This is a genomic window from Cytobacillus kochii (assembly GCF_020171845.1).
Lineage (GTDB): Bacteria > Bacillota > Bacilli > Bacillales > Cytobacillaceae > Cytobacillus > Cytobacillus kochii.
This window is the reverse complement of the sequence record NZ_JAIVAM010000011.1, coordinates 105,957-123,427: the sequence shown is the minus strand read 5'-3', so window position 1 is coordinate 123,427 and position 17,471 is coordinate 105,957. Positions and strand designations below refer to the sequence as shown.

Here is a 17,471-nt window from a genome sequence, read left to right as displayed (position 1 = left end):
ACTATTCATTTGAAAATAAAATTGCGTGTAAATCGGAAAATCCGACATCGCCATTCATCCGCAAATTCCGTGACCAATTCCGCTTAAATCCGACTTGCCCACTCTTTATCTACTCTCTAGGGATGGACATGAGCGTAAAAAAGAAGGTCTGTGAAGCATTGCATTTTCTTCGATTCATTTTAACTATCACTGAATATCCTATCTGTTAGTACACTTGTGATATATGTTTTTTCATGCTTAATCCACTTGAAAATGGGTAAAATAATGTTAGTGAAAATCTGCCATTTATTAAAGGAGGAAATGAGATGAAAAATCCAATAAAACAAGGGATGATGTTAGGGTTAGGTTTAGCAGCAGCAGGGAAAGACCGTGCGCAAGAAATGATGGATGAGTTAGTGAAAAGAGGAGAGTTAACAAAACAGGAAGCGAAGGATTTTATGCAGGAGGTAAGGACGAAAGGCCAAGAGAAGCAAACACAGATAGACGACAAAGCCCATCAACGAATGACAAGTTTATTGCATGATTTGAATATCGCTACAAAGGATGATGTCTTAAGATTAGAGGAACGGATTCTAGCACTTGAGGCAAAACATCGAGAAGAGGATTAAGGGAGGTTTTTGCCATTTTCAAACCAAAGATGAGTCATATTCATCGCTATCGTGAAATTGCCGTAGCCTTCTCTCATTACGGTTTTGGTTATCTCTTAAAAGAATTAGGCTTGCATGAAGTGTTGTCCCTACCTAAACGTATGTTCATGCGAAAGCAAGAGGAAATTCATGAAAAGACGACAGGTGAACGTATTCGTCTGTTTTTAGAAGAGCTTGGACCGACGTTTATTAAAGTTGGTCAGATTGCGAGTACAAGGTCAGATATTTTTCCAGAATCAATCATTAGGGAATTGGAAAAATTGCAGGAACATGCCCCGTCATTTTCATTTGCAGAGGTAAAAAAAATTGTTGAAACCGAACTAGGGGAAGAACTACATGACCTCTTTACAGAATTTCAAGAGGAGCCATTAGGGTCGGCATCTATCGGTCAAGTCCATTATGGTGTCCTCCATTCTGGTGAAAAAGTAGCTGTTAAGGTACAACGGCCTGATATTGAGAAGACCATGAGAACAGATTTAGAAATTTTGATAGAAATTGCTAAAATTGCAGAAAGAAGGCTACATTGGGCATCGCAATATCAGTTAGTGGAAATGATGAAAGAATTTTCTAAAGCATTGTTAAATGAGTTGAATTATTTACTTGAAGGTCGTAATGCCGATAAAATTGCCAATCAATTTGAAGACAATAATCATTATAAAATCCCAAAAACATACTGGAAATATACGACGAAAAAAGTGTTAACTATGGAATATATTGAAGGTTGCGGCATCATTGAAAATAAAAGTTTGGCGGAACAAGGATTTAATAAACAACTAATCGCCGAAAGAATCGTTGAAGGCATCCTCCAGCAGATATTAGAGGAAGGTGTGTTCCATGCGGATCCTCATCCAGGTAACATTTGTGTATTACCAGGAAATGTGATTGTTTTCATGGATTTTGGTATGGTTGGACGTTTAACTGAGGATATGAAAGAAAATTTAGCATCATTAATTATTGCCATGTTGCGGCAAAGCACCGATGGAGTCATTAAAGCCATCACTAAAATGGGAATTGTCCAAGATGATGTCGATGTTGAACTTTTAAAAATTGATGTTGATTTACTAAGGGAAAGATACTATGATATTCCATTTAGTGAAATATCAATTGGCGAGGCGGTTAATGATTTGTTTTCCGTTGCCAATCAACATCATATACATATCCCAACAAACCTAACATTAGTGGGGAAAACATTGTTGACAATGGAAGGTATTGTTGAAAAACTTGACCCTAATATAAGCATTTTAAAAATTGCTGAGCCTTTTGGTAGACGATTAATTGTTAATAAATATCGACCTGATCATTTGGCGAAAGATTCGCTAGCGCATATCGGGGAGTATTTTGATATTCTAAAGGAAGCACCGTATAATTTGAAAGATTTGATTGCTCTTATCAAAAAGGGGAAAATTCCGCTCGAGCTGAACTTGCCAAACAGTGAAAAATTTCTAACGAGAATTGATCGTATCAGCAACCGGCTAGCATTTAGTATCGTGTTGCTGGCATTTAGCATCATAATGGTGGGCTTAATTATCGGTTCCGCCCTTGGCAGGCAATCATCTCTCCTATGGAATATACCAGCAGTAGAAATCGGCTTCGTCATTGCGATATTAATGTTCTTATTTCTTATATACACCATCATTAGAGCAGGGAGATTCTGACGACTCTCTGCTTTTTGTTTTGGCTACAATTTTTCTGATTTCACTACACAAGCAATTCATGGTGAGAATATAGTGTAGAGAGGTGAACGATTTTGTCAATAAACGTTAATGTTGCTTATGATTAATACAAAAATTCTCATTGGCAGTCCAATTAATCAAGAACCCGATATTTTAAAAGAGTTTCTGCTTTCGTTAGCAAATTTACAAACGGATACGATGGAGATTCATTATTTTTTCATAGATGATAATCAGAATGAAGAATCAAGTAGACTACTACGTCATTTTGCCAGATGGAAGAAAGATGTTGCGATTTTATCCGCAAAAGAAGATAGTATCTATATTCGCACCGACTTTACACATTTCTGGAATGATGCTCTCATCTGGAAGGTTGCTCGCTTCAAAGATATGCTTATTGAGCAGGCAAAATTTGAAGAATTTGATTATTTGTTTTTAGTTGACTCTGATTTGCTTTTACACCCGGATACCCTTCATACACTTATTTCCACGAAAAAAGAAATTGTTTCAGAGGTATTTTGGACAGCTTGGCAAGAGGGGACAATTCCTTATCCGCAAGTGTGGTTAACGGATGAATATACCCACTGGAGACAGGCGGATGAAGCTGTTATAACAGACGAAGAAAAGGCCGTTCAAACCGAGGCCTTTATTCAACAGTTACAAACTCCAGGTGTTTATGAAGTAGGAGGATTAGGTGCGTGCACGCTAATTAGCAGGAAGGCTTTGTTAGCAGGTGTTCATTTTAGTAAAATTAAAAATCTCAGTTTTTGGGGAGAAGATCGACATTTTTGTGTGAGAGCTGTGGCATTAGGACTGGATCTACATGTAGACACACATCTCCCAGCTTATCATATTTATCGATCTTCTGACCTTACAGGCATACCTGCATTTAAAGAAAAATGTCAGTATGCTTATAGCGAACTACCTTTTTATCCAGAAAAAGCAGAAAGCCATCAAATTCGCTTATCGATGATTGTGAAGAATGAAGAAGGGCGTTATTTACAAACGATGTTAAAGAAAGTAAAGTCATTTATCGATGAAGCTGTGATTATAGATGATGCTAGTACTGATCAGACAATATCGATTTTCTTGCAAGAACTAAAAGGTGTGCCAATTAAATTGGTCAAGAATGCAAGCTCCCAATTTGCCAATGAAGTGGAACTAAGAAAACAACAGTGGTTAGAAGCAACGAATGGTTTTTTAGGTTGGGTATTAAATCTTGATGCAGATGAATGGTTTGAGGAGAGTTTTATTGATTATATTGATGACTTTGTTAAACAGGATACTATCGACCTGTACTGTTTTAGACTGTATGATATGTGGGATGAAGACCATTATCGTGAAGATGAATACTGGCAAGCACATTTCTTATACCGTCCATTTCTAGCAAGAGTTGAATCAACCTTTCAGCCTGTCTGGAAAGAAACACCTCAACATTGTGGGAGATTTCCAGAAAACATCTTCCAACTTACCCACAGTTTATCCACAATACGAGTCAAGCATTTAGGCTGGGCAAAAGAAAAAGATCGATTAGAAAAGTATGAGAGATATAAGCTGCTTGACCCGAATAGCCTCTACGGTAATGAGAAACAATATGAATCGATTTTAGATAAGAATCCCCGTTTAAAACAATGGTGAGAAACATAAAGGAAATGGTCAATTAAGAACTGAACTTCGATTCATAGCTAGGAAACTATTTGTATGCTAAACTAAAAATAATTAAAAATTGTTGCAGGGGGACTCAGAAAATGAGTTGAGAAGGTTAAAACCTGACCCTTAGAACCTGTTCGTTAAGACGATCGTAGGGAGCATCTTCCAACTATATGCATACGTATGGTAGGCTCTCCATTTTCGGGGAGCCTTTTGTTTTGTTTTCCTGAACATTTTTAATTACATCTATTGAAAAGAGGGAATAGCGTGAGAGAAGAAGTCGTGTTAGTAACAGGAGCAAGTCGTGGATTAGGAGCTGCAATTGCTCAAAAGTTCGGTAAGGAGGGCTATAAGGTAGTCGTTAATTATTATAACAATAAAGAAAAAGCCGATGCAGTAGTTGAACAAATCGGGCAAGATCGTGCATTGGCTATCCAAGCTGATGTCAGAGATCATCAAGCAGTAAAAGCAATGGTAGCAGACACAATTGCTCATTTTGGTCGCTTGGATATCGTTGTTAATAATGCATTAGTTCAATTTAAATTTGATCCTGTGGCACAGGCGAAAGTAGAGGAATTATCTTGGGCTAGCTACCAAACCCAGTTTGAAGGCGCGATAAAAGCAAGCTTAAATGTTGTTCAATCTGCTCTTCCGGCTTTAAAGGATTCACAGCAAGCCCGTGTGATTGGTATTGGTACAAATCTTTACCAAAACCCAGTCGTTGCCTACCATGAATATACAACAGCCAAAGCGGCATTAATTGGCTTTACACGCAATATGGCCAAAGAGCTCGGACAGTATGATATTAATGTGAATATGGTTTCCGGTGGATTATTAGAAACAACGGATGCAAGTGCTGTTACTACCCCTGAGGTATTTGCGATTGTGGCAGATAACTCTGCTATCCACCGTGTGACAAAACCAGAAGACGTAGCAGAAGCCGTTGTTTTCTTAGCCTCTTCAGGCGCTAGAGCGATTACGGGACAAAATCTAGTCGTTGATCATGGATTGACGATGAACTAAGATAAAAAAGGTCGTCATCTTTGTTTATGGCGGCCTTTTTCAATGAATGGATTTATTTTGTAGGTCGATAGTTAGTAAAGTGCTTATATTAGCAAATGTACGACTAAGTCGAAGCTAGACTCCAATTTATTCGTAGAAAAGAATATTTTTAAAAATTTAACTTAATTTTCTCGCTAGTGTTTTATTCTTCTAGATGTTAAAACGGTTGATTGAACGCTCAATCAGTATTGTTCAATTTTTTTCCTTGTTTATATCGATAGCCAAACATAGACGATGCTTGTAAGTGAAACTTCAGCAGTTGCTTGCTCATCGGATCCGTTGCTTCCTTAGGCATCTTATCGTTAAATCCAACAACTGTCACTGCACCTAGTAATTGATTCTGGTAGTCTAGCAAAGGGACGGAAGCAGAGGAAATTGATGGAATTAAAGGTTCGGTAGCGAAGGAGATTTTCGACTGTTGAATCATTTGCCATTCTGTGTTATCGATTACGTCCCCGTCTCCTAGCCAATCTTTTGTCAGTACTGGGTTTAAGAAACTTAAGAAAATCTTCCCCGCGGCAGATGTTGGTGGTAAGCTTCCGCCTAGTTGTGTACCAATATGAAGTGGTTCATTCGAATGACAAATCTTTGTCGTAATCGGTCCGTTGTTTGTCCATAATGAAAACGAAACGGTGCAGGAAGTAAGCGAAGAAAGTTCCTGCATATACGGAGTGATTGCATCGGCAATATCACGACTACCAAAGGCGGCTGTACCATATTGAATCAATTTGCTGCCAAGGTAATACAGGTTTGTCCCTTTTTCTCGATAGAGCATGTTCAATTGTGTAAGTGTATTTAAATATTTATATAAATTACTTTTCGTAATACCGGTTTCTTCTTGAATGGTTGAGAATTTCATTGGGGTATCTTTTTGATAGATTAATTCGATGATAGAAATGCCTATTTGCAAGGATTGTATCATCGTACTACTTTTTTGTATTTCCATGTATGTAACTCCTCATTATGCTAGTCATGTTGAATCCTAATTTATCAGAAACTACATCAAACAACAACCTTCCTATAGAGGGTTGGTAGGATATCCCTATAAACTCAGTATATATAAGAATAGTTAGTGAGTTGGCGATTATTAACTTGGTCAACGAAGGCGCTCAACTCACGAAAAATAGGGAGCGGTCAAATATATTAATTTAACCTTTTCCATTTTTTTAGCTCTTTCTGAACATAGGATAATGATTGTAGTTTTTCTTTTAGTTCAGCTATAGAGAGACGATACGTATTATTGGAGTGATATTCTTCTACAGAGTTTGTATCAGTTTCTATTCTGGTATCTCGAGGAATGCGATAGAAGCCTTCAAGATCAATGGCTTTCGCTGCTTCTTCTTTTGTTAGTAAAACTTCATAGAGCTTTTCTCCCGGCCGTGTGCCAATTAATTCTAAAGGAAGGTTAACGTGAAAAAGTTCTTTAATCGCTTGTGCTAAATCTGTAATATAGGCAGCAGGCGATTTTTGTACCATAATATCCCCATTACAAGCATTCTCAAAAGCGTACAATACGAGTTCGACAGCCTCATCTAAACTCATCATAAAACGGGTCATTAAAGGATGCGTAACAGTTAGCGGCTTTCCTTCCTTTACTTGTTCTATGAGAAGCGGAATGATGGACCCCCTTGATGCCATGACATTTCCGTATCTTGTGCCACATATAATGGTACCACGAGCGTTAGCTTGTCTCGATTTAGCGATAAATGTCTTTTCCATTAAAGCTTTAGACATACCCATTGCATTAATTGGGTAGGCTGCTTTGTCCGTTGATAGGCAGACAATTTTCTTTACTCCTGCTTGTATGCCTGCACTTAATACATGATCGGTGCCAAGAATATTCGTTTTCACTGCCTCTAGCGGATGTGACTCACATGAGGGTACTTGTTTTAAGGCTGCAGCATGAAAAATGTAATCAACCCCGTCCACAGCTGGTAATAAAGTACTCATATCCCGAACATCGCCGAGGATATAAGAGATTCTTCCATCTGCGTACTGTTTTTGCATGTCGTCTTGTTTTTTTTCATCACGAGAAAAGATACGTATTTCTTTTATTTCACTATGCAAAAAACGTTCTAACACGACATGACCAAACGAGCCGGTTCCACCTGTAATTAATAGCGTTTTATTTTTAAACATAAGTATGGAACGCACCTTTCTGTCATTTACCACAGTGGGTTTACTTTAATCCAAAATAGTATAAATAATATTCGGAGTTTATTCGTGGATAGTTATACCAGTAAGCGATAATCCCTGTTATGTGCACTGAAGGGTTTTGGTCTAAGAGAGCTTGATGAAAATCACAGTCCCCCGCCATATCCGTTCTTTCAGAAAATCTGGCCTCTCCCACACAGCTTCTCTTAATGATCCTAAATTGCCCACACCACTCACGATAATTTTCTTCCGTTGCTTGAAAGAGCTGGCCATCCTTTGTCACCATGCTGTAATAATAAATGTCGTACTCACCATCTATTTTAGCGAGTACTTCGCGAATGGTTGGTAAATAAATATCATCGCTATCAATGATGGCAATATAATCTCCAGTTGCGGCTTCGATACAACGATTATACGAATAGCTAGCGCCACGATTTTCCCCATTTTCTAAGATTTTTAGTTGAGGGTACTGTTGTTGATATTCTTTTAACATCGCTAATGTTTGATCGGTTGAGCCGTCATCACAAACAATGATTTCATCGGCATATTCTTTTGGAATGCTGTCAAGCATCGAGCGAACCCATTGTTCACTGTTATAAACTGGGGATAAAAAGCTGAATTTCATGACTTTTCCTCACTTTATTAAGCATGATTTTAGGGCAGGTGTTATATCGTTTAGTGTATGCGCCTAATCAAAAGTGGTGAATTTAGGACATAAAAAAGAAAATATTTACAATAAATTACTATTAGTGTAATATTACACTTAAGAGGGGTGAGGGAATGTTTATGGTGAGTTTACCGCTATGGTTTTGGCTATTGTATTATCTCTTTTTGTTTATTTCATTTATGATGGCGTTAAGAATGGTATGGAGGAAACAAAGTAGAAAAACAGCATTGTTTGTCATCTTTTTTGTTCTAACAATCCCTTTTATTTCTATATTCAACGCTATTGGTCGCGGTGAAGAAATGAATGAAGGGGAGTTTTTCCTTCATGAGCTTTCTGATGGGGCACTATGGGCGTTGTATAGTGTTTTCGGTTATCTTGTTTTATTGTGGTTTTGGTGGAAGGCTATCATATTGTCTGTAAAAAGAAGGGGATGAACACTGACATGAAGATGTTTTTTCGCGTTTTATTTCCCTCTATATGTATTTTTATATTTACGTGGATATGTTCATTTTTTCCGTTTAGCAAAATCCTATTATTAGGGATTTATGTCCTTTTTCCGCTAGCTTTTATTATCCAAGGTATGATTTGCGCGCGCTTAAAAAAGCAGATGATTATAGGCTTTATCTTTTCATCCGCTGCGATAATAATTCCGGTTTCGTATTGGTTTGAGGTAGGTAGTTTGGTGAATGCAGTTATATTATATACCGTATTAGGGCTCATTTCGTTCTTCTTATATGGACGGAAGGTGAAAAGTGCTTAGTCTATTTAAGCTAAGTCATCTTTGCTCTGATTTTCTCTGGGATCATAACGACTTCGGTAGTTAAATTAACGGGTTTGTAGGTTTCATCTATACAATCTTGCCAATATTGAAGATGTTTTTTATCTACCCAGTGTGTGGATTCAGTCACTTCAATCCCGTCCCTACCTTGAACAGAATACCAGTAAAGATATTCATCTTCGTTTTGTACCTCGCGAAAAATCGTTTCAATATACATTTTTTCTCCTTCAAGTGTGAGGAGTACTTCTTTCATATGATGATTAAGGAATTGTAACCATTCGTCTACAGCTTTTGTTTTTCCTTTTTTAACCTTAAAACGTGTGAGTTCAACGTTCATACAATCTCTCCTTTTATTAGAATGTTTATGTAATATTTTAACATAAAAAGGAATAAAGATAGCTTTAATCGAATAGTATGAGAGGCTTAAAGGAGAAAGTAGGGGTGTTTAAATGGAATGCAGGTTAAGTAACGGTGAAGTGTATGATTATCTGAAAAAGGATGGGGGAGAGAAGGTTCTACTTCTCATTCATGGCAATTATGCCTCAGCGAATCATTGGGACGTATTTTTAGAGAAAATACCTTCAAAGTATACGGTCTATGCTCCGGATTTAAGAGGTTATGGCCGATCTACTTACAATCAGCCAATAGAGGATTTTAAGACATTCGCTTATGATTTGGAATTATTTTGTGATCATTTTTCTTTAAATAAAATAACAATCATCGGTTGGTCAAATGGAGGTGGTATTGCGATGCAATTTGCAGCAATGTATCCAAACCTTGTTGAAAAAATGGTTTTGCTCGCCTCCATGCCAGCCGATGGATATCCAGCCTATGATGAAAACAATCAGCGTTATCAAACAAGAGAAGCAATAGAAAAAGATCCAATGTTAAATAGGTTAGTAGAAGCACAGAAGATGAAAGAGTTTGCTTTTTTTACCGAAGCGATAGAACAGTTGATGTTTGTTAAAGGCAGGCAGGCATTAGGAGAACGGTTTGAAGGATATATAGAAGCAGCAATACAACAAAGGAATATGATGGATGTTGCACATGCAGCTAATGTGTTTAATATAACTGATATTGATAATGATGCAGCTGCGGGAACAGGAGAAATAAACCATATTCAAGCAGAGACTTTTCTTTTGTGGGGTAATAAGGATGTCTTAACTACAAGGGAAATGACGACTACATTACTAGAGAATTTAAAGAGAGCTGGCGTTAATGTCATTTTTAGAGAATTAGATGCAGGTCATGCGTTCGTTTTAGAAGAAGTTGATGAAGTGATAAGGGAATTAGAAAGCTTTTTCCAAAGATAAGTAGGCAAAAGAAAAGAGCCAAAATATATGGCTCTTTTCTTTACATCCTCGTTAATTAGCAACTTTTATCGTTTCATTCTCTTTTACCACAGTAGCTTCAGGCTTATAGGCCCGTTTAATTGGGACGAGCGCTAAGGCAATGGCAGCAATCAACCCTGGAATGGCAAATGCGATAAAGTTCATATGAATAGGAAGAGCGGCCGTCAATAAGAATCCGCCGAGAAGTGGCCCGAGCATGCCTCCAAATCTCCCAATTCCTGAAGCCATTCCTAATGCTGTGGATCGGATATTAGGAGGATAATATTGAGAGACATAGGCTTGTACAAGGTTTTGGGCACCGATTGTACTAGCACCAGCTATAGCAACGAGTAAATAAATGAATAATTCACTGCCACCAAATCCAAGTAATGTTAAGCTCACTGCACCAAGTGCATATAAGGGCACGAGCATTTTCTTTGAACCGTATTTATCACAGAGCCAGCCAATAATGAGTGTCCCAACAATGGCTCCACCTTGTAGCGTAATAAGGAAGGCTAGGCTTGAATTTAAGGCATAACCCGCTTCAATCATTAAGTTCGGTAACCAAGTATTTAGGCCGTAAACCATTAATAAGCACATGAAAAACGCAATCCAGAACATGACGGTACTTAGACCGCGGTTGTTTTTGAATAGTCCGACAACAGGAACTTTGTTTTCCTCTTGGACTTGTAGGAAGAACTCTGTTCTTTCATCCATCTTTTGGGCAGGGTTTACTTTACGTAGCACAGATAATAGCTCTTGTTTCTTATTTTTCTTAATTAAATGGGCTGAAGATTCAGGTAAAAATTTGTATATGAAAGGCAGCAGTAATAATGGTAGACCTGCAAACCAGAAAATCGATTCCCAACCGAGTGTAGGCATAACGAAGATTCCTAGAATCGGTGCAAGCATCCCACCAAAAGAGTATCCACATAATACAATGGAAACAGCCATACTTTTCATTTTCGTTGGCGCGTAATCTGTCAATAAGGCAATAACGTTAGGCATAATTCCACCTAAACCTAAACCGGCAATAAATCGGTAAATAGAGAAGGTTGTAGGTGAAGAGGCAAATCCACAAAGAAACGTAAATAAGCTAAAAAGAATCAGTGAAAGTGCAATCACATTTTTTCTTCCCATTTTATCAGCAAGAATACCAAAAAAGATGGCACCAAACATCATCCCTAATAATCCATAACTACTCATGGCTCCAGCTTGGACCGAACTTAATCCCCATTCTTCAATTAAAACTGGTACGGCGGTACCATAAACAACTAAATCATAGCCATCAAAGAGAATAATAAGGAAGCTCCAGGCAAGTAAGCCGAAATGAAACCGATTAAATTTACTATTATTAATCACTTCCGCTGCGTTTATTTTGTTCATTTGTTTCCCCCATCAATTAGAGATTGCAATCGCTTACACATATATGAAAAGAGAGAAGAAAGGATTAAGCCTTTCTTCTCCAGATGAAACCATTAATGATGACTTTGTGGAGAACGGTTTAAGCTTCAACTAGTTTTGCATTTTTATTATAGCCATGGAATTGATCGACAAATTCAAAGTCACTTGATTGCCTTTTTCCTAGGATAATGTTTCTAAGTAAAATACCTTCGTTTGTTGTATTGTGAATAATTTCACCCCATGTACGTGCAGAACCTTGGACATAGGCTGTTCTCGGTTGTCTTTCTTTTTGGAACGCTGCAAATGCTGCAGGGATATCTTCACCATGTGCACTGAGCATATCTGACATGTATGCAGCATCTTCAAGTGCTTGACAAGCACCTTGAGCAAGATATTGTAGCATTGGGTGAGCGGCATCACCAGTGAGCGTAATGTGACCTTGCGTCCAGTTTCCAATTGGTAAGCGATCGAACATTGGCCAACGTTTTTGACGTGAAATAAATGAAATCGCATTTTGCACTAATTCACATGACCCAGCGAACACAGCGTCCATTTCTTCCGGAGTGCCCCAATCTTCAGTCTTTTCAATTTCGGGACGGTAGTTTTTACTTTTGAATACAACGACTTGGTTATAAAGTTCACCACGACGAACTGGATATTGTACTAAGTGAAGGTCTGGTCCAATCCACATATATACGTCATCCATATCCCCAATAGAGGTCTTCACTTCTTCAATCGGGATTGCCCCACGGTAAGCAACATATCCGGAACAAATAGGTTGGTCATCAGAGAACATTTTACGAACATTAGACCATAGACCATCTGCACCAATTACTGCGATTCCCTTATGAACATCACCGTTTTCTGCTTTAACTGTTACACCTTGATCGTTTTCTTCTGTTGTCGTAATTTTTTGGTTGGTTGCTAGTTCAATATATGGGTTTTCCTGACAAGCTTCAAGAAGCACACGATGTAGATCAGAGCGGTGTAATACAATATAAGGAGCACCGTATCTCTCTCTGTAAACCTCTCCTAAATCAAGTGCTGATAATTCTTTACCAGAGAATGCATCCATAAGTACAAGACGTTTAGGGAATACAGCGATTTCATTGATTTTATCCATTACGCCTAAGCGTTGCAAAACATTTGTCGCATTCGCTGCAAGTTGGATACCAGCTCCAACTTCACCGAATTCAGGTGCTTGTTCAAGCACTTTTACATATTGGTTATTTTCTGCTACGCCTAATGCAGTAGCTAAACCGCCGATTCCTCCACCGATTACAATAAATGGATTCTGTGCTGTGTTTGTCATTATGTTTATCCTCCTTTTGTTTTACAAAAATAAATATTCTGTTTATAAGCGTTTTCATTTACTGTTATATTTCGAATCTTTTAAGAACAACCAAGGAACTGTGCCCGGTTGTTCTTGTGCAATTAACGGAAAGCTTTAAATTCGCCTATGATTTTTTGTTCTCCGTTGTTTTCTTCAAGGTTTTGAGATTTTTCTAAGTCAAATCTCTCCATAATGGGTAGGTCATTTACTGAGAAAAGGTAGCTATCTTCAGCAGGTACATGTTCGTGCCATGCCCAGTTTGGAATACAGAAGTAATCTCCTTTTTTCCAATCGAATCGTTCACCGTTTATTACTGTATAACCAGAACCTTGATGTACTTGGTAAATAGTAGAATGTGTGTGACGATGTGCCTTTGTACGTAAGCCTTTTGGTAATAATTGCATCCAAGCTCCCATTGTTGGATTAGCTGTTTGTCCGTTTGATGGATTGATATATTCAACAGCGTAGCCATCATATGGATCTGGCTCAAATCTAGTTAATCCTTTAATCGCATCTTCTGTACGTTTCCACTTGTAATTTGCGAGTGGTGCCACGCTTGAATAGCGGTCATTAATTGGTCTTACCATTCCGCCACTGTATCTTTGTTCAGAGAAGTTATCTGGGCGAGTTGGCGTTTCAATCTTATTAGGAAATGGTTCAAAGAATGTTCCACCGATTGAATAGATGGTAGGTATATCAAGTGCATCCATCCAAATCATTGGTTTATCGCCTACATGGCCATGTCCATGCCAGAGGTTCTTCGGTGTAATAAGGAAGTCACCTTCTTGCATGAAGATACGTTCACCTTCAACAATTGTGTAAGCTCCTTCTCCATCAGTGATAAAGCGCAGAGCACTTTGAGAGTGACGGTGTGAAGGTGCTATTTCACCAGGAAGCAGCAACTGCACAGCAGCATACAATGTTTGAGTGGTTGAAGCCCATCCCCATGGTTGTCTATAAGTCAACCCGGGGTTTTGAAAGTAAATCGCGCGTCTTTCTCCACCACGGTCAGGTGTGAAGATTTCAGCAGCTTCGGATAATTTTTTCTTTAATAGCTCATCTGACCATAAATATGGCACAGCATGTGGTTTTGGTGTATGGTTCATCAGTGCTGGGATGGCTTCCCATAATGGACCGAGATGATATTCTTGGATTTCTTTCGTAAAGTCCTTTACGTCTTGATCCTCCATATATGCATGTTTTTCAGCCATAATATTTCGCCACCTTAATATTATTTTGCTAGCTTAGACAAGTTACGTTGAATTTGGTTGTAATGACCAGCGGCATGTTCATCGATAAAGTGATCAGCAATAAAGAATACAGATTTATTACCGAATTTAGCAAAGTTACGATGAGGTGATTCCTGAGCCAATGTGTCAGCAGATAAAACAGATAATTTGGTTTGAACATTTTGTTTTATTTGAGCTAATTTTTTCAATTCATCTTCAACTGATTGTTGTTCAGTATTTTCGACTGCTGCAAGGCGGGCAGGGTCCTGTAAGCCACGTCCCCATTGGGAACCAGGGGCTTTTACAACTGTATCTATTTCACCTAGCCAATAAGGTAAGGCCTCGTTTAAATGAGTAATGACCTGCATAATGGACCATTCTTCTTTTGATGGGTTCCAACGTATGGTTTCTTCAGATAATCCTGAAACGGTTTCAATGATTTGATCTAATGATGTTTGAATAGACTCAATAGATTGCTGAATCGTTTTCGTTTCGCTCATAATTATTTTTCCACCTTTGAAACTTTATTTTCGAGAACGCCGACTTTATCTACTTCAATGCGAACGATATCGCCATCTTTCAAGAATACTTGAGGATCACGTGCAAATCCTACGCCTCCTGGGGTCCCTGTTAATACGATATCACCAGGTTCTAAAGTCATTAAGTTAGATAAGAACTCAACAAGCGTTGGAACATCAAAAACAAAGTTGGCTGTATTCGTTTTTTGTCTTTCTTCCCCATTTACAGTTAAAAGAACACCTAAACCAGATGGATCTTGTAATTCATCAGAAGTGATTAACCAAGGACCCATTGGTGCACTACCTTCAACTGTTTTACCTTGCAACCATTGAAGTGTACGACGTTGGATATCGCGGTAAGTGACGTCATTAGCGATTGTATATCCTGCTACATAATTAAGTGCGTCTTCTTTTGCTACGTTTCTAGCTTTTTTACCTACAACAAAAGCAAATTCGGCTTCGTAATCTAATTGTTCAGAAATTGGATAGAATGGAATATCATCTTGTGGTCCAATCACTGTGTTAGCAAATTTAGCAAATACTACTGGGTGAGGCGGTAATTCTCTTCCCATTTCAGCAATATGTTCACGGTAGTTATGACCCACACAAATGATTTTTCCGGGTTTTGTTACAGGTGCTTCGATTTTTACATCTTCAAATGCATGTACAAGTGGATGTTTGAACGATTCACGATTATTTAACGCATAATCAACCATTTCCTTTGCGATGGAAAGGCTTTCATTTCCCCCTTGTAGGAAACCTTCCATTTGTGCTGGAATGTACGCTTCAGCAATTAACTCAGAACGTAGTTTACCTTCTGCTTCAAGAAAAGCTTGGTAAGCAAAGTTTAAGTCTACTACTTCATTTCCTTCTGTAACTGCTCCGATACGTGTGTTGTTATTGTGAGTGAAAGTAACTAATTTCATATTCAAACTCCTTTATGAAAAGTTTTTTTGTCTTGGAATTGCGTGATCAAAGAGTAAAACGCTTTGTGTGGAAGTGTTAGGCATAAAACCTTTTATTAATGTGCGTTTATTAGACTCTTTCTTCATCGGTTATTTAAATTCCATTAATAGTGAACGATGTTATCTATTAATGATAAATTTATAGTATCCTAATTTTCAGATAAACTCAAGTGAATTTGTTGTGGTTTTTTAAACTTTTTGAAAAATAAATCCTTTCGAAAGGATGCAAAACATGGATGAAATCAGAAAACATAGTGTTTTTCTGATATACTAAAAAAAATATAAAATAGGGGTTTTTTACATGAAAAATCAAAAACAAGCTACGATCCAATCGATTCAAGTCGGTATGAGAATTATTGACCTTTTAGTTGCTAGTGGAGAACCATTGAGGTTATCTGATATACAAGAAAAAACAGGAATTACAAAAAGTAATCTATATAAATACTTGAACACTTTTACGGAATTAGACATTCTATACAAGGATAAACATAATGGACAATATCAACTTGGAAGTAAATTAATTGAATATGGGGTGGCAGCTATAGGGCAGGAAGATGTGATTTCACGTGTTCTACCTTATTTAAAGGATTTAAGTCAGCAACTAGACAATACATGCCTATTAACTACGTGGACATATAATGGTCCAATTATCTCGAAAATATGGAACCCGGGACATGCCTATAATATTGGGGCGCAGTTAGGCTCACTTTTACCACCGCTATCATCGACTGGGAAAATATTCGAGAGCTTCCTTGATTCAGCTACAACTAAAGATTGGATTAAGGTTATGGGGAAAGAAGGAAAAGGGAATGTGGTAGAAGAAATCAACCGCGTAAGGCAGGAACGGATTGCCTTTGCTAATGAGCCCTTGATTCCTACTGTATCTTCTGTGTCTATACCAATCTTTAATTATAATCAAGAATTATTAAGTGCGATAACAGTAGTTGGTTTCTCAGAGTCGATTCCAAAAGACCCCTCTGCAGATAAAAGTCAATCTATTATAAAAGTAGGAAAAGAAATCTCTGCACAATTTGGCTATCGAGCAAAGGGCTGAATGATTAAATCCTACTCTATATGAGGCGGTTGCATAAAAGGGAAAGTTGTTTACCACAGCTAAAAGAGATTTAGTTTATGACCACGTAAAGAGCAAAACGAAGCTAAAAAGAAGCAAATCGAATGATGAACCGGGTAAAAGATCGAAACAAAGCATACATAATAGCTGGGTATACATCTAGTAATGGCTCACCTTTCATCCAAATGCGTAAAAGTTGAAGGGGAAATTATTGTATGACCCTTATATCTGATCCACTTGTTTTAATTTAGACTAAAACTACACACCACCCGACCCCTTAATTGAAAATAGTTTGATGTGATTTTATTGAATATTTAAAAGAGAAGGTCTATAATTTTATACAAATAGTAAAGGTGGTGCTCTAATAGTGAACAATAAGGATATGTCCAATCATGTATTTTTTGATATATTAGCAGAGAAAATTAAAAGAGATAGCCATGAAGAGTACAATCGATTTGTTAATTATGTAAACGCATTAGCTGAGGATAAAGGGTGGAAGGAATTACAAGAAGAGGTTGTTCATTTACAAGCTTTTCTTTCGTATTTAGATGATAAGTTGGCTATCATCGATGATTATGAAGATATTATGAATATGAAAGCAACTTTGCTTGATATGATTGTTAACGATTTAAATGATACGTCTGTTTATCTTTTAGTGGAGGCTCTTATGTATAATAAAGAGCTGAATTATTTGCAATCCTTTGTATCCCCAGTTGAATATTGGGTGTCGGTAATAAAGGCAAAAGAAAGACTTTACGCTGCATAAAAGATTTATTATAAAAAGCTGTTGACAGCGCTGGATGATAAGGTTATTCTGATTTATAATTAATGACTCTTAAAATTTAAAAAATTCAATTTATCAAGAGAGGTGGAGGGACTGGCCCTTTGAAGCCTCAGCAACCGACCAAAACTAGGTAACGGTGCTAATTCCAAGATAGATAAGTTGAGGATATGGCGATATATCGTGAGCCCCTCTTCTTTAGCAAGAGGG

General features: G+C 37.7%; 17 protein-coding genes and 2 riboswitches. Of the genes, 8 read left to right on the top strand and 9 right to left on the bottom strand.

All coding sequences use genetic code 11. The features are described 5' to 3' along the window. Window positions 1-305: 305 nt before the first annotated feature. The 4 genes from LCM23_RS18405 to LCM23_RS18390 all read left to right on the top strand — a co-directional run bounded on the left by LCM23_RS18405 (window position 306) and on the right by LCM23_RS18390 (window position 4,990). Window positions 306-608, top strand: a complete 303-nt coding sequence (locus LCM23_RS18405) for a phasin family protein (RefSeq protein ID WP_224938221.1) — start codon at window positions 306-308, stop codon at window positions 606-608. A 29-nt stretch (window positions 609-637) separates the two neighbouring features. Continuing rightward, window positions 638-2,302, top strand: a complete 1,665-nt coding sequence (locus LCM23_RS18400; protein ID WP_224938220.1) for an ABC1 kinase family protein — start codon at window positions 638-640, stop codon at window positions 2,300-2,302. Window positions 2,303-2,419: 117 nt separating this feature from the next. Next, the gene (locus LCM23_RS18395; RefSeq protein WP_224938219.1) at window positions 2,420-3,955 is read left to right on the top strand and encodes a glycosyltransferase; all 1,536 of its coding nucleotides are present in this window, start codon (window positions 2,420-2,422) and stop codon (window positions 3,953-3,955) included. 85 nt (window positions 3,956-4,040) lie between these two features. Next, a riboswitch (TPP riboswitch) is annotated at window positions 4,041-4,142 on the top strand. A 92-nt stretch (window positions 4,143-4,234) separates the two neighbouring features. Next, complete coding sequence (locus LCM23_RS18390; protein ID WP_224938218.1) at window positions 4,235-4,990, top strand: 3-oxoacyl-ACP reductase; 756 nt, start codon at window positions 4,235-4,237, stop codon at window positions 4,988-4,990. A gap of 217 nt (window positions 4,991-5,207) precedes the next feature. Here LCM23_RS18390 and LCM23_RS18385 read toward each other — a convergent pair whose 3' ends face one another. The 3 genes from LCM23_RS18385 to LCM23_RS18375 all read right to left on the bottom strand — a co-directional run bounded on the left by LCM23_RS18385 (window position 5,208) and on the right by LCM23_RS18375 (window position 7,808). Next, window positions 5,208-5,975, bottom strand: a complete 768-nt coding sequence (locus LCM23_RS18385) for an IclR family transcriptional regulator (RefSeq protein WP_224938217.1) — start codon at window positions 5,973-5,975, stop codon at window positions 5,208-5,210. 197 nt (window positions 5,976-6,172) lie between these two features. Then, window positions 6,173-7,168 (bottom strand): polysaccharide biosynthesis protein, encoded by a 996-nt coding sequence (locus LCM23_RS18380; protein WP_224938216.1) that lies wholly within the window; start codon window positions 7,166-7,168, stop codon window positions 6,173-6,175. Window positions 7,169-7,208: 40 nt separating this feature from the next. Then, window positions 7,209-7,808: a glycosyltransferase family 2 protein gene (locus LCM23_RS18375; protein ID WP_224938215.1), complete on the bottom strand. Its 600-nt coding sequence runs from the start codon at window positions 7,806-7,808 to the stop codon at window positions 7,209-7,211. Window positions 7,809-7,963: 155 nt separating this feature from the next. Here LCM23_RS18375 and LCM23_RS18370 point away from each other — a divergent pair, with 155 nt between their 5' ends. Further along, complete coding sequence (locus tag LCM23_RS18370) at window positions 7,964-8,284, top strand: hypothetical protein (protein ID WP_224938214.1); 321 nt, start codon at window positions 7,964-7,966, stop codon at window positions 8,282-8,284. Between the two features lie 336 nt (window positions 8,285-8,620). On the opposite strand, the gene LCM23_RS18365 is transcribed toward LCM23_RS18370, so the two are convergent. After that, a complete protein-coding gene (locus LCM23_RS18365) occupies window positions 8,621-8,965 on the bottom strand; it encodes a DUF6176 family protein (protein WP_224938213.1) in 345 nt (114 codons plus the stop codon). A gap of 112 nt (window positions 8,966-9,077) precedes the next feature. Here LCM23_RS18365 and phaZ point away from each other — a divergent pair, with 112 nt between their 5' ends. Further along, complete coding sequence (gene phaZ / locus LCM23_RS18360; protein WP_224938212.1) at window positions 9,078-9,941, top strand: intracellular short-chain-length polyhydroxyalkanoate depolymerase; 864 nt, start codon at window positions 9,078-9,080, stop codon at window positions 9,939-9,941. A gap of 51 nt (window positions 9,942-9,992) precedes the next feature. On the opposite strand, the gene LCM23_RS18355 is transcribed toward phaZ, so the two are convergent. The 5 genes from LCM23_RS18355 to LCM23_RS18335 form a co-directional block, all read right to left on the bottom strand. Next, window positions 9,993-11,345: an MFS transporter gene (locus LCM23_RS18355; RefSeq protein ID WP_224938211.1), complete on the bottom strand. Its 1,353-nt coding sequence runs from the start codon at window positions 11,343-11,345 to the stop codon at window positions 9,993-9,995. Window positions 11,346-11,463: 118 nt separating this feature from the next. Continuing rightward, the gene (locus LCM23_RS18350; RefSeq protein ID WP_224938210.1) at window positions 11,464-12,675 is read right to left on the bottom strand and encodes an FAD-dependent monooxygenase; all 1,212 of its coding nucleotides are present in this window, start codon (window positions 12,673-12,675) and stop codon (window positions 11,464-11,466) included. A 122-nt stretch (window positions 12,676-12,797) separates the two neighbouring features. Next, on the bottom strand, window positions 12,798-13,907 hold the full coding sequence (locus LCM23_RS18345) for a cupin domain-containing protein (RefSeq protein ID WP_224938209.1): 1,110 nt from the start codon (window positions 13,905-13,907) through the stop codon (window positions 12,798-12,800). A gap of 20 nt (window positions 13,908-13,927) precedes the next feature. Then, complete coding sequence (locus tag LCM23_RS18340; RefSeq protein WP_224938208.1) at window positions 13,928-14,425, bottom strand: DinB family protein; 498 nt, start codon at window positions 14,423-14,425, stop codon at window positions 13,928-13,930. A gap of 2 nt (window positions 14,426-14,427) precedes the next feature. After that, window positions 14,428-15,369: a fumarylacetoacetate hydrolase family protein gene (locus tag LCM23_RS18335; protein ID WP_224938207.1), complete on the bottom strand. Its 942-nt coding sequence runs from the start codon at window positions 15,367-15,369 to the stop codon at window positions 14,428-14,430. Window positions 15,370-15,709: 340 nt separating this feature from the next. Here LCM23_RS18335 and LCM23_RS18330 point away from each other — a divergent pair, with 340 nt between their 5' ends. After that, a complete protein-coding gene (locus tag LCM23_RS18330; RefSeq protein WP_224938206.1) occupies window positions 15,710-16,462 on the top strand; it encodes an IclR family transcriptional regulator in 753 nt (250 codons plus the stop codon). 385 nt (window positions 16,463-16,847) lie between these two features. Then, the gene (locus LCM23_RS18325) at window positions 16,848-17,246 is read left to right on the top strand and encodes a hypothetical protein (RefSeq protein WP_224938205.1); all 399 of its coding nucleotides are present in this window, start codon (window positions 16,848-16,850) and stop codon (window positions 17,244-17,246) included. Between the two features lie 87 nt (window positions 17,247-17,333). After that, window positions 17,334-17,425: riboswitch (SAM riboswitch) on the top strand. The last annotated feature ends 46 nt before the right edge of the window (window positions 17,426-17,471 follow it).